Source organism: Cupriavidus sp. 05T41 (assembly GCF_056396525.1).
The window spans coordinates 19,477-37,938 of record NZ_JBFTLQ010000045.1; the positions used below are offsets into that span (position 1 = coordinate 19,477).

The following is an 18,462-nucleotide window of genomic DNA, read 5'->3' on the forward strand; positions in this document are numbered from 1 at the left end:
CCTTGCAATAGAAAATGTGATGCGAGATGCGCGCGCGAAGCATGAAKGCATAGCCCGTGGCAAAATCGCCCACCAAGACCAGCTCACCCGTACGAMAGTAGCAGAAACATTTGTTCGACGGATCCGGTCCAGAGACAGCAATGGCAGTTACCGATTTGAGAGTGGAACAGGGCAGATGAACTCATTATTTTCTTTCGGTACTGAGACTGGCGTCGGCTTCCAGGTCGCATGGGAGGACGGCGATCGCGTTGTCGGTCGAGGCTCGCGACTCGGCCCAGATGGCGAGCCGAAGGCTGTGCTGGCTGTGTGGCCCGCGGCCGAGCACCCGCTGCCCTCTAGCCTCGCTCGCCTCGCACACGAATACGACTTGAAGGGCGCGCTGGACGGCAGTTGGGCGGTGCGGCCGCTAGAGCTTGTGCGGGAACATGGTCGGACTGTTTTGCTGCTTGAGGACCCCGGCGGCGAGCCGCTTGCCGGGCTACTGGGCGCCCCCATGGAGGTAGGCCGTTTCTTGCGCCTGGCCATCAGCATCACCACGGCCCTGGACCAGGTCCACCAGCGGGGTCTTATACACAAGGACATCAAGCCGGCCCATATACTGGTGAACGATGCCGCTATCGAGGCGCGGCTCACGGGCTTCGGCATTGCCTCGCGCCAGTCGCGCGAGCGCCAGGCACTGGCGCCACCGGAAGAGATCGCCGGCACGCTGGCCTACATGGCCCCCGAGCAGACCGGACRCATGAACCGGCCAATCGACGCGCGGAGTGACCTCTACTCGCTCGGCGTCACGCTCTATCAAATGCTCACGGGCGTGCTACCGTTCACCACCGACGACCCGATGGACCTGTTGCACAGCCATCTCGCCCGACAGCCAACCCCGCCGGCGGAACGGGTACCGTCGATCCCGCCATTGCTTTCCGCCATGGTGATGAAGCTGCTTTCCAAGACGGCGGAGGAGCGCTACCAGACCGCAGCGGGGCTGGAGGCCGATCTACGGCGCAGTTTGGCCACATGGGAAAACCGGGGAAGCATTGACACCTTCCCGCTCGGCGAGCACGACCTGCCTGATCGCCCATTGATTCCGGAGCGGCTCTATGGACGGAAGCGCGAGATTGAGACCTTGCTCGCAGCCTTCGATAGGGTGGTGACCCAGGGCACGTCAGAGATTGTGCTGGTCTCCGGCTACGCCGGTATCGGGAAGACCTCGGCCGTGCTTGCGTTGCGCAKCGCACTGGCTCTCAGGAATGGTCTCTTTGCCTCGGGCAAGTTCGATCAGTACAAGCGAGACATCCCGTATGCGACGCTGGCACAGGCTTTCCAGAATCTGGTCCGCCCACTACTGGGCAAGAGCGAGGCCGACTTGGCGCCCTGGCGCGCCGCACTGGCGGAGGCGCTGGGCCCGAATGGCGGCCTCATGGTGCCGCTCATACCCGGGCTCGGGCTGATTCTGGGGCCGCAGGCGCCGGTTCCGGAGCTGCCGCCGCGCGACGAACAGCTCCGATTCCAGATGGTTTTCCAGCGCCTGCTTGCCGTCTTTGCTCAACCCGCGCGTCCGCTGGCACTCTTTCTCGACGACCTGCAGTGGCTGGATGCGGCAACACTTGATCTGCTCGAGTATCTGGCGACCCAGCCGGAGGTACGCCACGTGCTGCTTATCGGAGCCTATCGGAATGATGAAGTCAAGCCTGGACATCCGTTGCTACTGCGATTGTCGGCAATCCGCCAGGCCGGGGGGCGGGTAAATGACATTGCACTTTGCCCCCTTSGGTTCGACGATGTAAGCAGACTCATCGTCGATGCCTTGCATTGCGCAACTGGGGACGCCGCACCTCTGGCCCGCCTGGTGCAGGAGAAGACTGGCGGTAACCCATTTTTCGCTATCCAGTTCCTCACCGCCCTGAGCGAAGAGGGGCTGCTCGTTTTCGATCATCGTGGCGCGCGCTGGTCCTGGGACCTTGAGCAGATTCGGGCGAAGGGCTTCACCGACAATGTGGTCGATCTCATGCTCGCCAAGCTGAGACGCCTTCCCGCGGCGACCCGTAACGCCCTGACGCAGTTGGCGTGTCTCGGTAATKACGCGCCGATCGCCATCCTGACCATGGTCCAGGATGCCAGCGAGGCGGAGCTGGACGCGGCCCTGTGGCCGGCGGTACGCGCCGGACTTGTGTTGCGTTTGGGAAATATCTACCGATTCCTGCACGATCGTATCCAGGAGGCGGCCTACGCCCTGATTCCTGAAGGCGCGCGGCCGGCAGCGCACCTCGCTATTGGCAGACAGCTCGCTGCGGGCACGCCGCCCGAGGCAATAGCTGAGCGTGTCTTCGAGATCGTCGGCCAGCTCAACCGTGGCGCCGACCTTATCACCGCGGCCGAGGAGCGGGAGCAAGTGGCTGAGCTGAATCTGCTCGCCGGCCAGCGCGCCAAAGCGTCCACGGCCTACGCCTCGGCGCTAACCTATCTCACCGCCGGTGCAGCGTTCGTGCAGGGGGACGCCTGGAAGCACCGGCCAAAGTTTGCTTTCGCGCTCGAGTTCCATCTCGCCKAATGCGAATTTCTGACCGGCGCGTCGGCCGCGGCGGACGCGCGCCTGGCCGAGCTTGCGTGCCGTCCCGCCAGCCTCCCCGATCTGGCCTCCATCACCCAGCTGCGGCTGGAGCTGTTTCTGGCCCTCGGCCAGCGCGAGCGCGCCGTCGAGGTGGGCCTCGACAGCCTGTACCGGGCCGGCGTCCAGTGTTCGGCACACCCGACAGATGAGGAGGTTCTGCAGGAATACGATCGGATGTGGCGGCAACTTGGCGACCGCCCGATCGAGGCGCTGCTCGACCTGCCGATGATGACCAATGCGGTCGCGTGCGAGACAATGGATGTCCTGACCGCGCTAATGCTGCCGGCCTGGTACACCGACGTGAACCTGGGCTCCCTCATCATCGGACGGATGGCAAACCTCAGCCTCGAGCATGGCAACAGCGACGCGTCGTGCCTCGCCTATACCTGGCTCGGCATGCTCCYGKGGCCTCGGTCCGGCGAYTACAAGGCGGCATTCCGCTTCGGCCAGCTCGGCCTGAACCTGGTCGAGCAGCGCGGGCTGGACCGCTTCAGGGCCCGCGTCTACCAGGCTTTCGGMGGCCACGTGATGCAATGGACGCAACCCATCCGTGCCTCGCGCAGCCTGGTGCGGCGCGCTTTCGACGTGGCCAGCAAGCTTGGTGACCTTACCTATGCGTCCTTCGCGCGCAACAACCTCATTACGCAGTTGCTCGCCTGCGGCGATCCGCTTGCCGAGGTGCAGAACGAAGCCGAGGCCGCGATCGGCTTCGCGCGCCKGGCGAGGTTCGGTCTCGCCGTCGACCGGGTTACCCCCCAGCTCCAGCTAGCGCGAACTCTGCGCGGCCTGACCCCGATCTTCGGCGTCTTCGATGATGATGATTTCAACGAGGAACAGTTTGAGCGGTATCTGGATGAGGCTCCGGGCCCCGCCCTCGCCACCTGCTGGTACTGGATCCGAAAACTGCAGGCACGCCTCCTCGCCGACGACCACGCAGCCGCCATAACGGCGGCGGACAGGGCAGAAAGTCTCCTCTGGACATCGCCATCGTTCTTCGAGCAGGCGGAATACCACTTCTACGCAGCGTTGGCGCGGGCCGCATGCTGCAGCACGGCCGCCGCGCCAGAACGGACCCAGCACCTGGAGGCATTGGCCGTACATCATCGCCAGCTCCTTATCTGGTCCGAGCATTGTCCAGAGAATTTCGAGAACAGAGCCGCACTGGTTGGCGCGGAAATCGCCCGCCTCGATGGGCGCGAAGTTGATGCAATGGGCCTCTACGAGCAGGCCATCCGCTCTGCACAGGACAATGATTTCATCCATAACCAGGCACTCGCCAACGAGTTGGCCGCGCGATTCTATGCTGCGCGTGGCTTTGAAAAGATTGCCCGCGTGTATTTGCAGGATGCCCGCCATGGCTATCTCCGCTGGGGCGCCGGCGGTAAGGTGCGGCAACTCGATGCGTTGTATCCGCACCTCTGGGGGGAAGAGCGAGCACCCGCACCGACGACGACGATMGGGGCGCCAGTCGAACACCTGGACCTCGCCACCGTGATTGCGGTGTCGCAAGCTGTGTCCGGCGAGATCGTCCTGGACAAATTACTCGACACCCTCATGCGCACCGCGATTGAACAGGCCGGCGCGGAACGGGGACTGCTGATCCTGCCCCGAGGGGCCGATCAGCGCATCGCAGCAGAGGCTACGACCGGTGGCGATATTGTCACGGTGCAGCTCCGCGACGAGAGCGTGACTGCGACTGCGCTGCCGGTATCGATGCTCCACTATGTCTTGCGCACCGGCGAGAACATTATTCTCGACAATGCCGCGACACAGAACCCATTTTCCGCCGATCCGTACATTCTGCAGCATCATGCCCGATCGATTCTCTGCCTGCCACTGCTCACACAGGCCAAGCTCATCGGGGTGCTTTACCTCGAGAACAACCTCTCACCACGCGTCTTCGCGCCGAGCCGAACCGCCGTGCTGAAGATGCTCGCCTCGCAGGCCGCGATCGCCCTGGAGATTACTTGTTTGTATCGGGATMTCGCACAACGCGAAGCGAAGATCCAGCGCCTGGTTGAGGCCAACATCATCGGGATCTGTATCTGGCACCTGGACGGCCGAATCCTCGAGGCCAATGACGCGTTCCTCCGCATGCTGGGCTACGACCGCGAGGACCTCGCCTCAGCCCCCTTGCGCTGGACGGACCTGACGCCCCCGGACTGGCGCGAGCGTGACGCACGGTTGCTCCAGGACCTTCGGATCAACGGGACCTTGCCGCCGTTCGAAAAAGAGTTCTTCCGCAAGGATGGAAGCCGCGTGCCCGTCCTGCTAGGGTGCGCGACATTCGAAGAGGGTGGGGACCAAGGTGTCTCCTACATACTTGATCTAACCGAGCGCAAGCGCGCCGAGGAGGCACTGCACCAGGCACAGGCCGAACTGGCACACGTTACCCGCGTGACGACGTTGAACGCGCTGACCGCCTCGATCGCTCACGAGGTCAACCAGCCGTTGACCGCCATCGTCGCCAACGCCAATGCGGCCCTGCGCTGGCTCGCTCGCCAGCCGCCCGATCTCGCCGAGGTGCGAGAGACGTTGGGGCGCGTCGTTCAGGATGGCCATCGGGCTGGCGCAGTGATTGGAGGAATGCGTGCGCTGCTTAAGAAGACGGCCGCCGTCACGGTGCACCTTGACATGAACACCCTTATCGAAGACACGATTGGCCTCATMCGGGGAGAGGTAAGCCGCCATCAAGTCCTGCTCCGGACGGAGCTGGCGCCGGACCTGCCGCCGGTTGTGGGTGACCGGGTGCAGTTGCAGCAGGTGCTCCTGAACCTGATGATGAATAGCATCGAGGCAATGAAAGAGGTGGCAGAGCGGCCGCGGGAATTGCTGATTCGGTCAAGCCTCGACGCATCCGGCGCTGTGCTGGTTGCCGTTCAGGATGCTGGCATCGGACTGGAGCCGGAAGATCCGGAGCGGGTTTTCCAGACGTTCTTTACTACCAAGGCCGAAGGTCTGGGCATGGGCCTGGCGATCTGCCGGTTGATCGTCGAGGCACATGGAGGGCGGCTGTGGGCCAGCCCCAACGCGCCTTGCGGGGCCGTGTTTCAGTTCACCCTGCCGCCTCAAGACTAGATGCCGCCCGCCGACGGCGGGCGGCTACAGGGACTCAAAGCAGCGACTCGCAAATGCCGAGCTGCTGTGCCATCAATACAAGCTCGGCAAAGGTGCGCGCCTTCATCTTGCGCATGGCCTGGCCGCGATGAATTTTCACGGTGACCTCGCTGATACTTAGCTCGCTGGCGATCTGCTTGTTCAGCAGACCGGTCACCACCATGCGCATGACCTCGGCCTCACGCKGCGTCAGGCCCTGGTAGCTGGCTCGCAGTTCATCCAGCTTACGCATGCCATGGCGGCGATGCTGATCCTTTTGCAAGGCGGCCGCCACGGCATCGAGCAGGACCTGCTCGCGGAATGGCTTCGCCAAAAAATCCTCAGCACCAGCCTTCATAGCGGCAACGGTCATGGGGATGTCGCCGTAACCAGTCATAAAAATGATTGGGACTTGGATGCCCATTTGGGACAGCCGAGTCTGTAGGTCMAGGCCACTCTGCCCGCGGAGCCTGACATCKAGCAGAAGGCAAGTGGGCGCGTCCGGGAACTCGAATGCTAGCAGTTCGGCAGCGGATGCGAACAGTGCGACGCGCATCCCGACTGATCGGAAGAGGTTCTCCAACGCGCCGCGAAGCATCGCGTCGTCATCAACGATTAGCACCATCGCTTCATCACTCGCACTGGTGTCCGCGGTTACGAAGCTGTTGATTGTCACAGTCAATCTCCAGTGCACTCATCGGTGCGCGGGTCTGGGCAGGCCCACTCACGCCAATTTGGCATGATCCCCGCAAAACTTTGTATTACATCACATTGCCGAGATCCTGAATACTTATACCATGGGGTTAGTTCGGCGTGGCTCTCGGAGCCAGCCCCAGCCAGCCAGCCAGTATGCAGGGTGCAACACATCAGAGTCGCACACAGCCCTATGTCTCCTCACGCCGCAAGGGCCGGGGAAGCTATTCCCGTTTGCTGTGGCACGGCCTAGCGGTGTCGCGATGAAACCAAGGCGCGCACGACTAATACGAATCGACAATGGCCATGGCCGACAGCGCCGACTATTCTTGCGTCAGGTTGCGATCCGGATACAAACGCCAGTCGCGGCCCTTATGCCTAGCCGCCCCGACGCGGCTCTGTCGCGGCGGCTGGTGCCGCGGCAGCCCTACTCTCGCCCCCAACAGGAGCACGCAATGTCCAATCCCAAGCTTGAAGTCCTCACCCCGCAGAACAGCCAGCTGATCTTCATCGACCATCAACCGCAGATGGCTTTCGGCGTCCAGTCGATGGACCGCCAGGCGATGAAGAACAACGTCGTCGGCCTGGCCAAGGCGGCCAAGATCTTCAATATCCCGACGACGATCACCACCGTCGAGAGCGAGTCGTTCTCGGGCTTCACCTATCCGGAACTGCTCGACGTGTTTCCGGACCAGAAGACGCTGGAGCGCACCTCTATGAACTCGTGGGACGACCAGAAGGTGCGCGATGCGTTGAAGGCCAACGGCCGCAACAAGGTGATCGTGGCCGGCCTGTGGACTGAGGTCTKCAACACCACCTTCGCGCTGTGCGCCATGCTCGAAGGCAACTACGAGATCTACATGGTCGCCGACGCTTCGGGAGGCACAAGCAAGGAAGCCCACGATTATGCGATGCAGCGCATGGCCCAGGCCGGCGTGGTGCCGGTGACCTGGCAGCAGGTGCTGCTCGAATGGCAGCGCGACTGGGCCCACCGCGACACGTATGACGCCGTAATGAAGCTGGTGAAGGAACACTCGGGCGCCTACKGCATGGGTGTCGACTACGCGTACACGATGGTCCACAAGGCCGCCCAGCGCACGGCCACGGCGCATGAAGCCATCGCCCCGGTGCCCGCACGCTAAACAGCTGATCAAGAAAAAGACAGTCATCGGCCTACGCACGATTTCCGCGCATAGGCCGATGCAACCAGCGATCTCATTCATCCAGGATTTCGTGCCAACTTTCGGCTAGCCCTGATCATGCAAAAAGAACACACCCAGGACCCAGGTCACAACATCGATGCATCGCGCCGGCAACTGCTGGTAGGCAGCACCGTTGGCGCCGCGGCCGCATCAGTGGCTTCGATTGTCGCACTAACGCCCACGGCCGCGGAAGCCGCGCCAGCCAGCAGCCGCGCCACAAAGCAGGACCACTACGTCACGACCAAAGACGGCACGCGCATCTTCTACAAGGACTGGGGCACGGGCCGCCCGGTGGTGTTCTCCCACGGCTGGCCGCTCCATGCCGACGCCTGGGACGCCCAGATGCTGTTCCTCGTGCAGAAGGGCTTTCGGGTGATYGCCCATGACCGGCGCGGCCATGGCCGTTCGGACCAGCCCGCGCAGGGCAATGACATGGACACCTACGCCGACGACCTGGCCGCGCTGCTGGACGCCCTCGACATCAAGGGCGCAACGCTGGTCGGTCACTCCACCGGCGGCGGCGAGGTGGCGCACTACATCGGCCGTCATGGCACGAAGCGCGTGGCCAAGGCGGTGCTGATCGGCGCGGTGCCGCCTATCATGCTCAAGACCGCGGCCAATCCGAACGGCCTGCCGATGGAGGTGTTCGACGGCATCCGCAAGGGCGTGGCGGAAAACCGCTCGCAATTCTACAAGGACCTGGCCGTGCCGTTCTTCGGTTTCAACCGGCCCGGCGCCAAGGTTTCGCAAGGCACCATCGATGCGTTCTGGGCGCAGGGCATGGCCGGTGGCCTCCTGGGCCAGTACGCCTGCATCAAGGAGTTCTCGGAAGTGGACTACACCGAGGACCTGAAGAAAATCACCGTGCCGACGCTGATCCTGCACGGTGACGACGACCAGATCGTACCTATCGGCAATTCGGGCCGCCTGTCGGCCAAGATCGTCAAGAACGCCACGCTCAAGGTATATCCGGGTGCGTCGCACGGCATGTGCGTGATCAACGCCGACCAGGTCAATGCTGACCTGCTGGCCTTCCTGAACGCATAAGCCGAGATGTCCATTACCCGCCGGCACTTCATCGCCTCGGCTGCCGCCCTCGGTGCGGCAGCCTCTTCGGAGCTACTCGCCATGTCACCGACCCCGACTCCCGACCTCATCCTCGTCAACGGCAAGTTCGCCACGCTCGACCGTACCAACCCGCAGGCCGACGCCGTGGCCATGCGCGATGGCCGCTTCGTCGGCGTCGGCACGCGACAGGACATCATGAAACTGGCCGGGGCGCAGACGAAGGTTGTCGACCTAAACGGCCGGCGGGCCATCCCCGGGCTGATCGACAGCCACATGCACATCATCCGCGGCGGCCTGAACTACAACATGGAGCTGCGTTGGGACGGCGTGCGCTCGCTGGCGGACGCCATGCGCATGCTCAGGGACCAGGTCGCCCGCACGCCCGCCCCGCAATGGGTGCGCGTGGTGGGCGGCTTTACCGAGCACCAGTTCGCAGAAAAGCGCCTGCCGACCATCGAGGAACTGAACGCGGTAGCGCCCGACACGCCGGTGTTCATCCTGCACCTGTATGACCGCGCGATCCTGAACGGCGCGGCGCTGCGCGCGGTGGGCTATACCAAGGACACGCCAAATCCGCCGGGCGGCGAGATCGTGCACGACAAGGCTGGCAATCCCACCGGCCTGCTGCTGGCCAAGCCGAACGCGACGATTCTGTATGCGACGCTCGCCAAGGGGCCGAAGCTGCCGCCCGAATACCAGAAGAACTCCACGCGCCACTTCATGCGAGAGGTGAACCGCCTGGGCGTGACCGGCGTGATCGACGCCGGCGGCGGCTACCAGAACTACCCCGAGGACTACAACATCATCGAGGAGCTGCACAAGGACGGGCAGCTCACGGTGCGGCTGGCGTACAACCTGTTCACGCAGAAGCCGAAGGAAGAACTCAGCGACTTCAAGACGTGGACGTCGACGGTGCAGCCCGGCCAGGGCGATGACCTCTATCGCCACAACGGCGCCGGTGAAATGCTGGTCTACACGGCGGCGGACTTCGAGGACTTCCGCGTCGAGCGCCCCGACATGGCGCCGTCGATGGAAGCCGATCTGGAGCCGGTGATCCGCCTGCTGGCSGAGAAGCGCTGGCCGTGGCGSCTGCAYGCCACCTACRACSAGACCATCTCCCGYGCGCTGGATGTCTATGAGAAGGTAGCCAAAGACATCCCGTTCAACGGCCTGAACTGGTTCTTCGACCACGCCGAGACGATTTCCGACCGCAATATCGACCRCATCGCCGCGCTCGGTGGCGGCATCGCGGTGCAGCACCGCATGGCCTACCAGGGCKAGTACTTTGTCGAGCGCTATGGCGCACGCGCTGCCGAAGCCACGCCGCCGGTCAAGAAGATGCTGGAAAGAGGCGTGAAAGTCGGCGCCGGCACCGACGCCACACGCGTGGCCTCGTACAACCCGTGGGTCTCGCTGTACTGGCTGACCACGGGCAAGACCGTCGGCGGCATGTCGATGTATCCACAGGCCAACCTGCTMGATCGCGAAACGGCGCTGCGCCTGTGGACCGAGGCCAACACCTGGTTCTCATCTGAAGTGGGCAAGAAGGGCCAGATCAAGGTGGGCCAGCTGGCCGACCTGGCCGTGCTGTCGGCCGACTACTTCGCCGTGCCGGGCGACGACATCCAGGACATCACGTCTGTGATGACGGTGCTGGGCGGCAAGGTGGTCTATGGCGACAACGAATTCGGCAAGCACTCGCCGGACATTCCGCCGGCGATGCCGGACTGGTCTCCGGCCCGTCATGGCAGCCAGTACCAGCCGCGCCCGACGGCCAAGGCAAAGCAGCTCGCGATGAACACCGCCTGTGGCTGCGCCAGCTCGTGCGGCGTGCATGGTCATGCTCACGCCAAGGCCTGGACATCGAGCGTGCCKACGTCGGACGAAAGCAGCTTCTGGGGGGCGCTKGGCTGCTCGTGCTGGGCGTTCTGAACGTTCCCGGCCGCTAACGCATCTCGCAATCCGTACCGTATTGAAACCGGAGACCCGCCATGCATTCCTCGTCTTCTCCGCTGGTGGCAGCCGGCAATTCCTCCCACCTGCTGCCGCGCTGGGTGCGCTGGATCGCCCTGCTGCTGCTTTGCGCGGCGTACCTGCAAGGCGGGCTGGTCAAGCTGTTTGACTTCTCCAGCGCAGTGACAGAGATGCAKCGCTTCGGCCTGTCGCCCGCCGTGCCGCTGGCTGCGGCGACGATTGCGCTGGAGCTTGGTGCGTCGGCAATGATCCTGACCGGCTTCTGGCGCTGGCTAGGCGCACTGGCGCTGGCGGCGTTCACGCTGATGGCCACGTTCCTGGCCAACCGGTTTTGGAGCGCACCGCCCGAGGCGTAGTTCATGATGGCTAACGCGTTCTTCGAACATCTGGGCCTGGTGGGTGGGTTCCTGCTCGTGGCGTGGGATGACCTTCGCACGCGGAGACAACCATGACGCAATCTGCCACCTMGGCAGCCAGGCCTGCATCGGGGGGCACGTTTGCCCCGCTGGCCCAACCCACGTTTGCGGTACTGTGGGTGGCCACGATCCTCGGTAACATTGGCAGCTTCATGCGCGATGTGGCCAGCGCATGGCTGGCAACCGATCTTTCCACTTCACCGGCGGCGGTCGCCACGATCCAGGCGGCTGCCACGCTGCCAGTATTCCTGCTAGCGATTCCGGCCGGTGTGCTCTCCGACATCCTCGACCGGCGCCGCTTMCTGATCGTGATCCAGATCGGACTGGCCATGGTCAGTGGCACGCTGATGCTGCTGGCGTGGCGCCAGGCGCTGACAATCGAAATCCTGATTGGGCTGGCGTTCGTCGGCGGTGTGGGTGCGGCGATGATGGGGCCGACGTGGCAGTCGATCGTGCCCGAACTCGTGCCRCCGAGCACGCTGCGACAGGCCGTGGCGCTGAACTCGCTGGGCGTGAACGTCGCCCGTGCGATTGGACCGGCTACCGGGGGTCTGCTGCTCGCGGCATTCGGCGCGGCTGCCACGTATAGCGCAGACCTGCTCAGCTATGTGTTCGTCATCGCTGCGCTGATCTGGTGGAAGCGTMCCGAAAAGCCAAGCGATCCGCTGCGCGAACACTTCTTCAGCGCTTTCCGAGCAGGCTTACGCTTCACACGCGCGCACAGCAAGCTGCACGTAGTATTGGCGCGCGCTGCCGTGCATTTTGCCTTCGGCAGCGGCGTATGGGCGTTGTTGCCGCTGGTAGCCCGTCAGCTGCTGCATGGCGGTGCCGGCCTCTATGGCGTGTTGCTGGGCGCAGTGGGCGCTGGCGCGATCCTTGGCGCGCTGACGATGTCCAGGCTGCAGCAGCGGCTCGATGCAGATGGCATGGTGCTATTGTCCGCGATCGTCACGGCGGTCGTCATGGCGGCTCTGTCGAGCGCACCACCCATATGGCTGGCATTGCCGCTGCTATTGCTGCTTGGCGCCGCGTGGATCATGGCGCTGACCACGCTCGGCGGCGCGGCGCAGGCGATCCTGCCGAACTGGGTGCGCGGCCGCGCGCTGGCGGTCTACCAGATGGTGTTCAACGGCGCGCTGGCAGGTGGCAGCCTGGTCTGGGGCTTTGTGGCGCAGGCACTGGGCACACCGCATGCGCTGCTGATCGCCGCGGCGGGGCTGGTCGTTACCGCGCTGATCCTGCACCGCATGCGGCTGCCGCGCGGCGAAGAAGACCTCGGTCCMGCACGTCACTGGCCCGAACCGGAGATGGCCGGCGAGATCGCGCACGACCGTGGTMCGGTGATGATCCTGATCGAATACTGCATCCCGCCCGCCAACCGCGATGCGTTTCTGCATGCGGTGCACAAGCTGTCGGAAGAGCGTTTGCGTGACGGCGCGTTCAGCTGGGGCGTGATGGAAGATCCGGCCAACCCCGAACTGCTGACCGAGTGGTTCCTGGTCGAGTCGTGGGCCGAGCACCTGCGCCAGCACGAGCGCGTACCGCACGCCGATGCCGATGTGCAGCGCGACTTGGCCAGCTTCCACGTGGGCGTCGAGCCGCCCCACGTGAGACACCTGCTCGGCCTGGGCTTGCCGCCGGCGTGACGTCGCACCGATTTCCCCCTCTCCAACCTTGTCACATATGAAACTCTATCTCATCTCCCTTGGCGCCGGCATCCTGGTCGGCATTATCTATGCACTGATGCAGGTCCGCTCGCCTGCGCCGCCCGCAATTGCTTTGATCGGGCTGCTGGGCATGCTGATTGGCGAGCAGGTTGTGCCGCCGGTCAAGCGCATGCTGGCCGGCGAGCCCGTCACCATTGCATGGTTCCGCGGCGAATGCGTCCCGAAGATTACGGGTACACCGCCCAAAGCGGACACGGCCGTTGAACCGTCGGCATCCCTCCCCGCGCGTAGCAAGGAAGGGAACCAATAACAGCATGAGCCGCTCCCGAAAGCAGCCCGAAGCACCTGCCAGCCGCACTAACGCAATCGCGCCCCGGCGCATTCACGTGGCCCTGGCTGCGTCTTTGGCCGCGGCCGCGGCACCTCTGCCGTGGCGGACAACAACGTCGCGATCTATGGCCGGCTGAACACGGCGATCGAGTATGTGACCGTGACCACCGCAACCGACGGCACCAGATTGGGCAATACGGCGCGGCTCACGAATAACCGCTCTGTGTTCGGCTTACGGGGCGAGGAACAGTTGGCCAACGGGATCAAGGCGATCTGGCAAATCGAAAGCGCCCTGTCGATTGACAACGGCACGGGGCAAATCGCCGCGCGAGATACCCGGCTCGGCCTTCAGAGCCCGTACGGCACCCTATTCATGGGCAACTGGGACACACCATACACAAGTGCGACCAAGAGCTACGACCCGTTACCCCACCACTGCGGGTTACATGGCGCTGATAGGCAATGGCGCTGCCTCTACCAGCGACAATGTCCAGAACACCAGCTCATTTGATCGACGGCAGAAGAACTCGTTGTACTACCAGTCGCCGACGTGGCACGGCTTGAGCGGCGCCATCGCCTGGGGATTGCCGGAAGAGAAAACAACGGTGCCGCGCAATCCGGCGCTGTATTCCTTTGCCACCGCCTATGACCACGGCAACCTGAACCTGACGCTCGCCTATGAAATCCACCAGCACTATCAGACCAGCGGACGCAACGACGACGCAATCAAAGCAGGTGTTCGACGACGGCCAGAGGCAGCGGCTGTTCGCGAACATCGCGGTGGCGATGCAGGGCGTGCCCGAGGAGATCGTGCGCGTGCAGATTGAGAATTTCACCAAGGCCGATCCGACCTATGGTGAAGGAATCCGGCGTGCAGTGAACTGCCTAAAGTAAGCTGACCGATTCACCGCTGTCCTGCTCCGGAGGGCAGCGGGAACTTGAGTCGGTACCAGCAAGACTGGCACTTGCCGCGGTCTGCGATCGAGCGGCTGGCGGCACCAAGCCAAGTCTCGTGCCTTCGACGATTTCAGCAAGATAACGCGTCACTGCGGGCAAGCAGGCCGACTGCAGGCTAAGGACGCGACGCTGCTCCGCTACTACAGCAGCATCGACAATCCCAATAGCGCCATCTACCATCAATCATCAATCATCAAACGGTCCCGGGGCCGCCCGCACCCACAAGGACTTTTGAATATGCGGTGCCATTTCGAAGCAACCATGTATGTAATACCTTGGTATGAATCGGACAGAATAGCTGGCCGGCTCACTATCGCGGGGGGACTGATTTTCCTGGCCAGCGTGACTTCATCGCAACGTAGCGTGGGACGTGCACCCGAGGAATCGGCAATACCATCGTATGATAGGGTATGCACCGGTTTGGCGTTACTATTCCAGCAGAGCATTGCCAGCGCTCAACGCGTATACAAGGAGTCAGTGTGATAGCTCGCGCCACGATCGCAATAGTTGACGACGATGTCGCTGTCCGAAATGCCGTGGGCGGGCTGCTGCGTTCGCTCGATCTTGGCGTGCAATTGTTCGGAGGCGGTCAAGAGCTACTGCGGTGCACTTCGCTGCCTTGCCTGTCCTGCGTGATCACAGACGCGAAAATGCCCGGCATGGACGGCTTCGCTTTGATAGAGGCCCTGCGCGCACGCAATCTCGATATGCCTGTCATTTTCATGACTGCATTTGCGCATGAGGGATTCGATCAGCGTGCCATGGCATTGGGTGCGACGTGCGTCCTTTACAAGCCCTTCCAGGATACGGACATGATCCACTGCATTGAAAAAGCGTTGCGTCCTCGCAAGACGGACACTCCTCCATCGTGAGTGTGTCGTGCAGTCCTTACATGACCTTCGTCCTCTGCACGCCGCCCGATGCCGTCCCTACGCTCGGGTTGCGGTTCTAAGCTGTCGAGGCCGCAGCCGGATAGCAGGCTGCTCAGCAGCTTCGGACTTAGAGGGAAGCAGCACGAGACCGAGAGTTTGCGCAAGTAGCACCAGATAAGCGAAACTCCGAGCCCTCATTTTTCGCATTGCCTGGCATCGATGAACTTTGACAGTCACCACGCTGATGCACATGGCGGCGGCAATCTCCTTGTTTGTCAAACCTGATGTGGCATGCGCCATGACCTCACTCTCCCGCAGCGTCAGGGAACGAAAGCAGTCGCGCGCTGCAGCCAGTCGGCACAAATGCTCACGTCGCGAGCCCTCCTTCTGTAGTGCCTCCGTGACGGCATCGAGCAGTTCCTGTTCACGGAACGGCTTGGAAAGAAAGTGTTCTGCTCCCGCCTTCATGGCAGCAACCGTCATCGGAATGTCCCCGTAGCCGGTCATGCGCCATCGCAAACAGCTCGCCGCTCAATTCACGGCCTGGCGCGAATGCACTGAAGTCGCCCAAGATCCGTCAATGTCAGCCGGGAACGGGCTATTATTCCAAGGCACTGCGCGCAGTGTTTTCGCCAGGACAAGCACTGTAGAGAGGTTTCCCAATATGCTAACAAGGAAAGAGGCGATATGGAGATGAAACACTTTGCAGCCACCGTCGCCGTCTTGGCTGCCGGTAGTGCGTATGCCCAGTCCAGCGTGACACTGTATGGCCTGATTGACGTTGGCATCGAGTACCAAAACCACCAACCCGGCGGCGACCATGGCGTGACGCGCATGACCTCCGGCAACCTGGCAGGCAGCCGCTGGGGCCTGCGCGGCGTGGAAGACCTCGGAGGTGGCCTGAAGGGTGTCTTCGTGCTGGAAAACGGCTTCACGGTGGACGACGGCAAGTCATCCTTCGCAGGCCGCCTGTTTGGTCGCCAGGCCTATGTTGGCCTGCAGAACAATTGGAACGCCCTGACCCTGGGCCGGCATCAGACGCCGTTCCATGATTTCAACGTTGACTTCGACCCGATGGCCGTCAGCACCAACTACTCGATCCTGGGGCAGGACGCCGCTTTCGGCAGCCGTGCCGATAACTCGGTCAAGTACATCGGCACCTTCAGTGGCCTGTCCGCCAAGGCGCTGTACAGCTTTGGCGCGAACACCGGCGCCGGCGCCTCTGGTGAAGTCCCTGGCAGCCCGAGGATCGGGCGCGAGTACAGTGCCAGCCTGACCTACGCTGCGGGTCCGTTCGCTGTCGGCGCCATCTACGACTCAACCAATCCCGGCGCGGCCGCGACCGGTCCCCTGACGGAGGCCGAAATCCGCCGCGCCGGCCTGGCCGGCTCGTACTCCATCGGCCCCGCCAAGGCCTACGCCGGATATCGTTGGGCCAAGGCGCTCGGTGGCGCCACGCTCCCGGGTAATCTCGGCGCTAACAACGTCTCTAATCTGTACTGGCTGGGTCTGCGCTATCAGCTGATCCCGGCATTGTCCCTGACCGGCGTTGCCTACTTCCAGGACTTCCGGGGCACCAAGGCGGATCCGTGGAGCTTCGTGGCATCGGCTGACTACGCGCTGTCCAAGCGTACCGATGCCTACTTGAACCTCGGTTACACCAAGAACAAGGATGGCTCGAATTTAGGCCTGACCGCAGGTGGCACCGGCTCCATTCAGGGGACCGGCTTCGGCACGGTTTCCGGCTCGGAAAACCAGTTCGGTGCGGTGCTTGGCATCCGTCACAAGTTCTAGCAGGCTGGCCCGTCAGTCTTGATCAGGGGGCGAGGGTCGCGTCATGGTTGAACGCGCCGCCTCGCAGGTTTTCACGCCAGCACCAGCCTGGCCTGCCACCGCTGGCGGCATAGCGCCGCCAGCAGCAGTACCGGCAGCAGGACACAGCAGAAGCTGACGGCAGCGAACGCCAGCGCGCCCAGCACCGCACCGGCGGCAAAGCCCGCCACAGCGGGCAACATCTTKCGCAAGCGCACGTGGATCGCGCCTGCCTGCTCAGGCCCGGCCGACRACAAATCGACCAGGTCGATCACGATCTGGGTAGTATTACCGGTCATGATCGTGGTAGCGGCCCCTGACCAAGATACGCCCAAGCCGCTATCATAATCCTTCTGGTTATATAAGAAGCGATACTAATTACTTGTGGAAATAAGCAGCAAACTGTCACCTGACCCAGCTAGGCTGGCCGGCCTTTCAGCGATTGTCGAGATCCTGTATGGCCACCGTCGAGCGTACCGCCTACCCGCGTTTCCCGAAGGTCTTTTCCCTCAAGGAATTGCGGGCCTGTTACACACCAAGCGCGGAAGAGCTGGACTGGGCAACCCGGTCCACACGCGGGCAAGAATCCCGACTTGGTCTGCTGGTGCTCCTGAAGGTCTTTCAGCAGTTACACCACTTCCCGGACCTTGACACTATTCCTGCCAGCGTGACGGAGTTGGTGCGCATCAGTGCCGGCCTGAGCCTAGGTACGAAGTTTGGCTACGACCGGAAGGTGTCGCCGACCTTGTTCCGGCACTACAGGGCCGTGCGAGAATTCCTTGGCATCCAGGCCTACCTCGGCACCGCTGCCAACGAGGTTACTATCCGCGCTGCGCGCGACGCCGCCGAAACGATGGACCAGCCGGTAGATATCATCAACGCKACGATCGATGCGCTGGTCCTGCGTCAGATCGTTGCTGACGTTGAATACGCCTATAGGCAATACCTCTCCGCTCGCATTGGCGGCAGTCCAAGGCCGCACTGAGCACTGCCCCAACGTTACGATTCCTCCTCGTCGAAACGGGGGCGCAATGGAGAGCCAGAAACGCGTGGGGTATCACGATTTAAAAGCCTATACGCAGCTCCTGTCCTCTGGGAAGCATCAGGGATTCGTCCTGGTGAAACACCACACACTCGCTGGCATTGTTCAGACGGTCTTTCGAGCGGGAAGATCGATCACGGAGGAAGCTGAGGCGTTTGCACAAGCAGAAGGCAAAATGGAGCATCTAGTCAATATTCTCACGGCTTAAGCAATCGTCGCGGGCCTTGCCACGCRTCGACCGTCTTCCGGTGCCGCGCCGCGCAATCCCCTAGCGCCCCCAGCAGATCCCGCATAACCCATTCCTGCCAGGCGTCATTTCGGCCAGTAACGCGCACGCCCGGACGATGTCGGGCTGGTCGAAGCCTTGATGAATCGCGCAAGCGACGCCTCGACCGCCTTATGCGGATTTGTGCGCTCTTGCGAAGTTCGCAGCGTTGTCCATGACAGGGGGCACGCAGTTCAAGCGGAGCGCGCGTTGGGCTGTGGTGATTTCGGTGCATGGCGCCCATGAGCCTGCGGCCCACTTGCCCCTTCGAATGACTGCTTGAGCATTAGACGCAGTCGTAGAGGCTGCCCCAGGCCGAAGGGCAGCTCTTGCCGACTGACACTGGCGTCGCGGATCTCGGGGTCGATCAGGCGCTTGTCGGCCATCGGGCGTCATTCGTCTKAGCGCCGGACCGGACATTCAAGCGTCTGCCTCGAACAAATAGCGGCCTCTCACCCGTCGT

At 62.9% G+C, this 18,462-nt stretch carries 11 protein-coding genes and 4 pseudogenes; 12 read left to right on the top strand and 3 right to left on the bottom strand.

Annotated features, from left to right (window positions below; translation table 11 throughout):
- Positions 1–175 precede the first annotated feature (175 nt).
- Positions 176–5,683: a trifunctional serine/threonine-protein kinase/ATP-binding protein/sensor histidine kinase gene (locus tag AC1DKV_RS24400; protein WP_477138187.1), complete on the top strand. Its 5,508-nt coding sequence runs from the start codon at positions 176–178 to the stop codon at positions 5,681–5,683.
- 34 nt (positions 5,684–5,717) lie between these two features.
- Here the strand turns inward: AC1DKV_RS24400 and AC1DKV_RS24405 are convergent, their stop codons facing one another.
- On the bottom strand, positions 5,718–6,326 hold the full coding sequence (locus tag AC1DKV_RS24405) for a response regulator transcription factor (protein ID WP_477138202.1): 609 nt from the start codon (positions 6,324–6,326) through the stop codon (positions 5,718–5,720).
- Positions 6,327–6,849: 523 nt separating this feature from the next.
- Between AC1DKV_RS24405 and AC1DKV_RS24410 the strand changes: the two genes are divergently transcribed.
- The 9 genes and pseudogenes from AC1DKV_RS24410 to AC1DKV_RS24450 all read left to right on the top strand — a co-directional run bounded on the left by AC1DKV_RS24410 (position 6,850) and on the right by AC1DKV_RS24450 (position 14,880).
- Positions 6,850–7,536: a hydrolase gene (locus tag AC1DKV_RS24410; protein ID WP_477138188.1), complete on the top strand. Its 687-nt coding sequence runs from the start codon at positions 6,850–6,852 to the stop codon at positions 7,534–7,536.
- Positions 7,537–7,653: 117 nt separating this feature from the next.
- The gene (locus AC1DKV_RS24415; RefSeq protein WP_441621666.1) at positions 7,654–8,643 is read left to right on the top strand and encodes an alpha/beta fold hydrolase; all 990 of its coding nucleotides are present in this window, start codon (positions 7,654–7,656) and stop codon (positions 8,641–8,643) included.
- A gap of 6 nt (positions 8,644–8,649) precedes the next feature.
- Positions 8,650–10,596, top strand: a complete 1,947-nt coding sequence (locus AC1DKV_RS24420) for an amidohydrolase (RefSeq protein WP_477138189.1) — start codon at positions 8,650–8,652, stop codon at positions 10,594–10,596.
- Between the two features lie 59 nt (positions 10,597–10,655).
- Positions 10,656–11,090, top strand: a pseudogene (locus AC1DKV_RS24425) (DoxX family protein).
- On the top strand, positions 11,087–12,700 hold the full coding sequence (locus tag AC1DKV_RS24430; RefSeq protein ID WP_477138190.1) for an MFS transporter: 1,614 nt from the start codon (positions 11,087–11,089) through the stop codon (positions 12,698–12,700). Before AC1DKV_RS24425 ends, AC1DKV_RS24430 begins: the two are co-directional and overlap by 4 nt.
- 37 nt (positions 12,701–12,737) lie before the next feature.
- Positions 12,738–13,031, top strand: a complete 294-nt coding sequence (locus AC1DKV_RS24435) for a XapX domain-containing protein (RefSeq protein ID WP_441621671.1) — start codon at positions 12,738–12,740, stop codon at positions 13,029–13,031.
- Positions 13,032–13,035: 4 nt separating this feature from the next.
- Positions 13,036–13,791, top strand: a pseudogene (locus AC1DKV_RS24440) (porin); the annotation flags it as partial.
- A 46-nt stretch (positions 13,792–13,837) separates the two neighbouring features.
- Positions 13,838–13,945 (top strand): hypothetical protein, encoded by a 108-nt coding sequence (locus tag AC1DKV_RS24445; protein WP_441621673.1) that lies wholly within the window; start codon positions 13,838–13,840, stop codon positions 13,943–13,945.
- A 542-nt stretch (positions 13,946–14,487) separates the two neighbouring features.
- Positions 14,488–14,880, top strand: a complete 393-nt coding sequence (locus tag AC1DKV_RS24450) for a response regulator transcription factor (protein ID WP_441621675.1) — start codon at positions 14,488–14,490, stop codon at positions 14,878–14,880.
- 57 nt (positions 14,881–14,937) lie between these two features.
- Here AC1DKV_RS24450 and AC1DKV_RS24455 read toward each other — a convergent pair.
- Positions 14,938–15,387: pseudogene (locus AC1DKV_RS24455) on the bottom strand (response regulator transcription factor); the annotation flags it as partial.
- 180 nt (positions 15,388–15,567) lie between these two features.
- Here AC1DKV_RS24455 and AC1DKV_RS24460 point away from each other — a divergent pair.
- Positions 15,568–16,674: a porin gene (locus AC1DKV_RS24460; RefSeq protein WP_441621676.1), complete on the top strand. Its 1,107-nt coding sequence runs from the start codon at positions 15,568–15,570 to the stop codon at positions 16,672–16,674.
- A gap of 71 nt (positions 16,675–16,745) precedes the next feature.
- Here AC1DKV_RS24460 and AC1DKV_RS24465 read toward each other — a convergent pair whose 3' ends face one another.
- Positions 16,746–17,027: a DUF1275 family protein gene (locus AC1DKV_RS24465; protein ID WP_477138191.1), complete on the bottom strand. Its 282-nt coding sequence runs from the start codon at positions 17,025–17,027 to the stop codon at positions 16,746–16,748.
- Positions 17,028–17,149: 122 nt separating this feature from the next.
- On the opposite strand from AC1DKV_RS24465, the pseudogene AC1DKV_RS24470 reads away from it, so the two are divergent.
- Positions 17,150–17,605 (top strand): annotated as a pseudogene (locus tag AC1DKV_RS24470) (DUF4158 domain-containing protein); the annotation flags it as partial.
- Between the last annotated feature and the right edge of the window lie 857 nt (positions 17,606–18,462).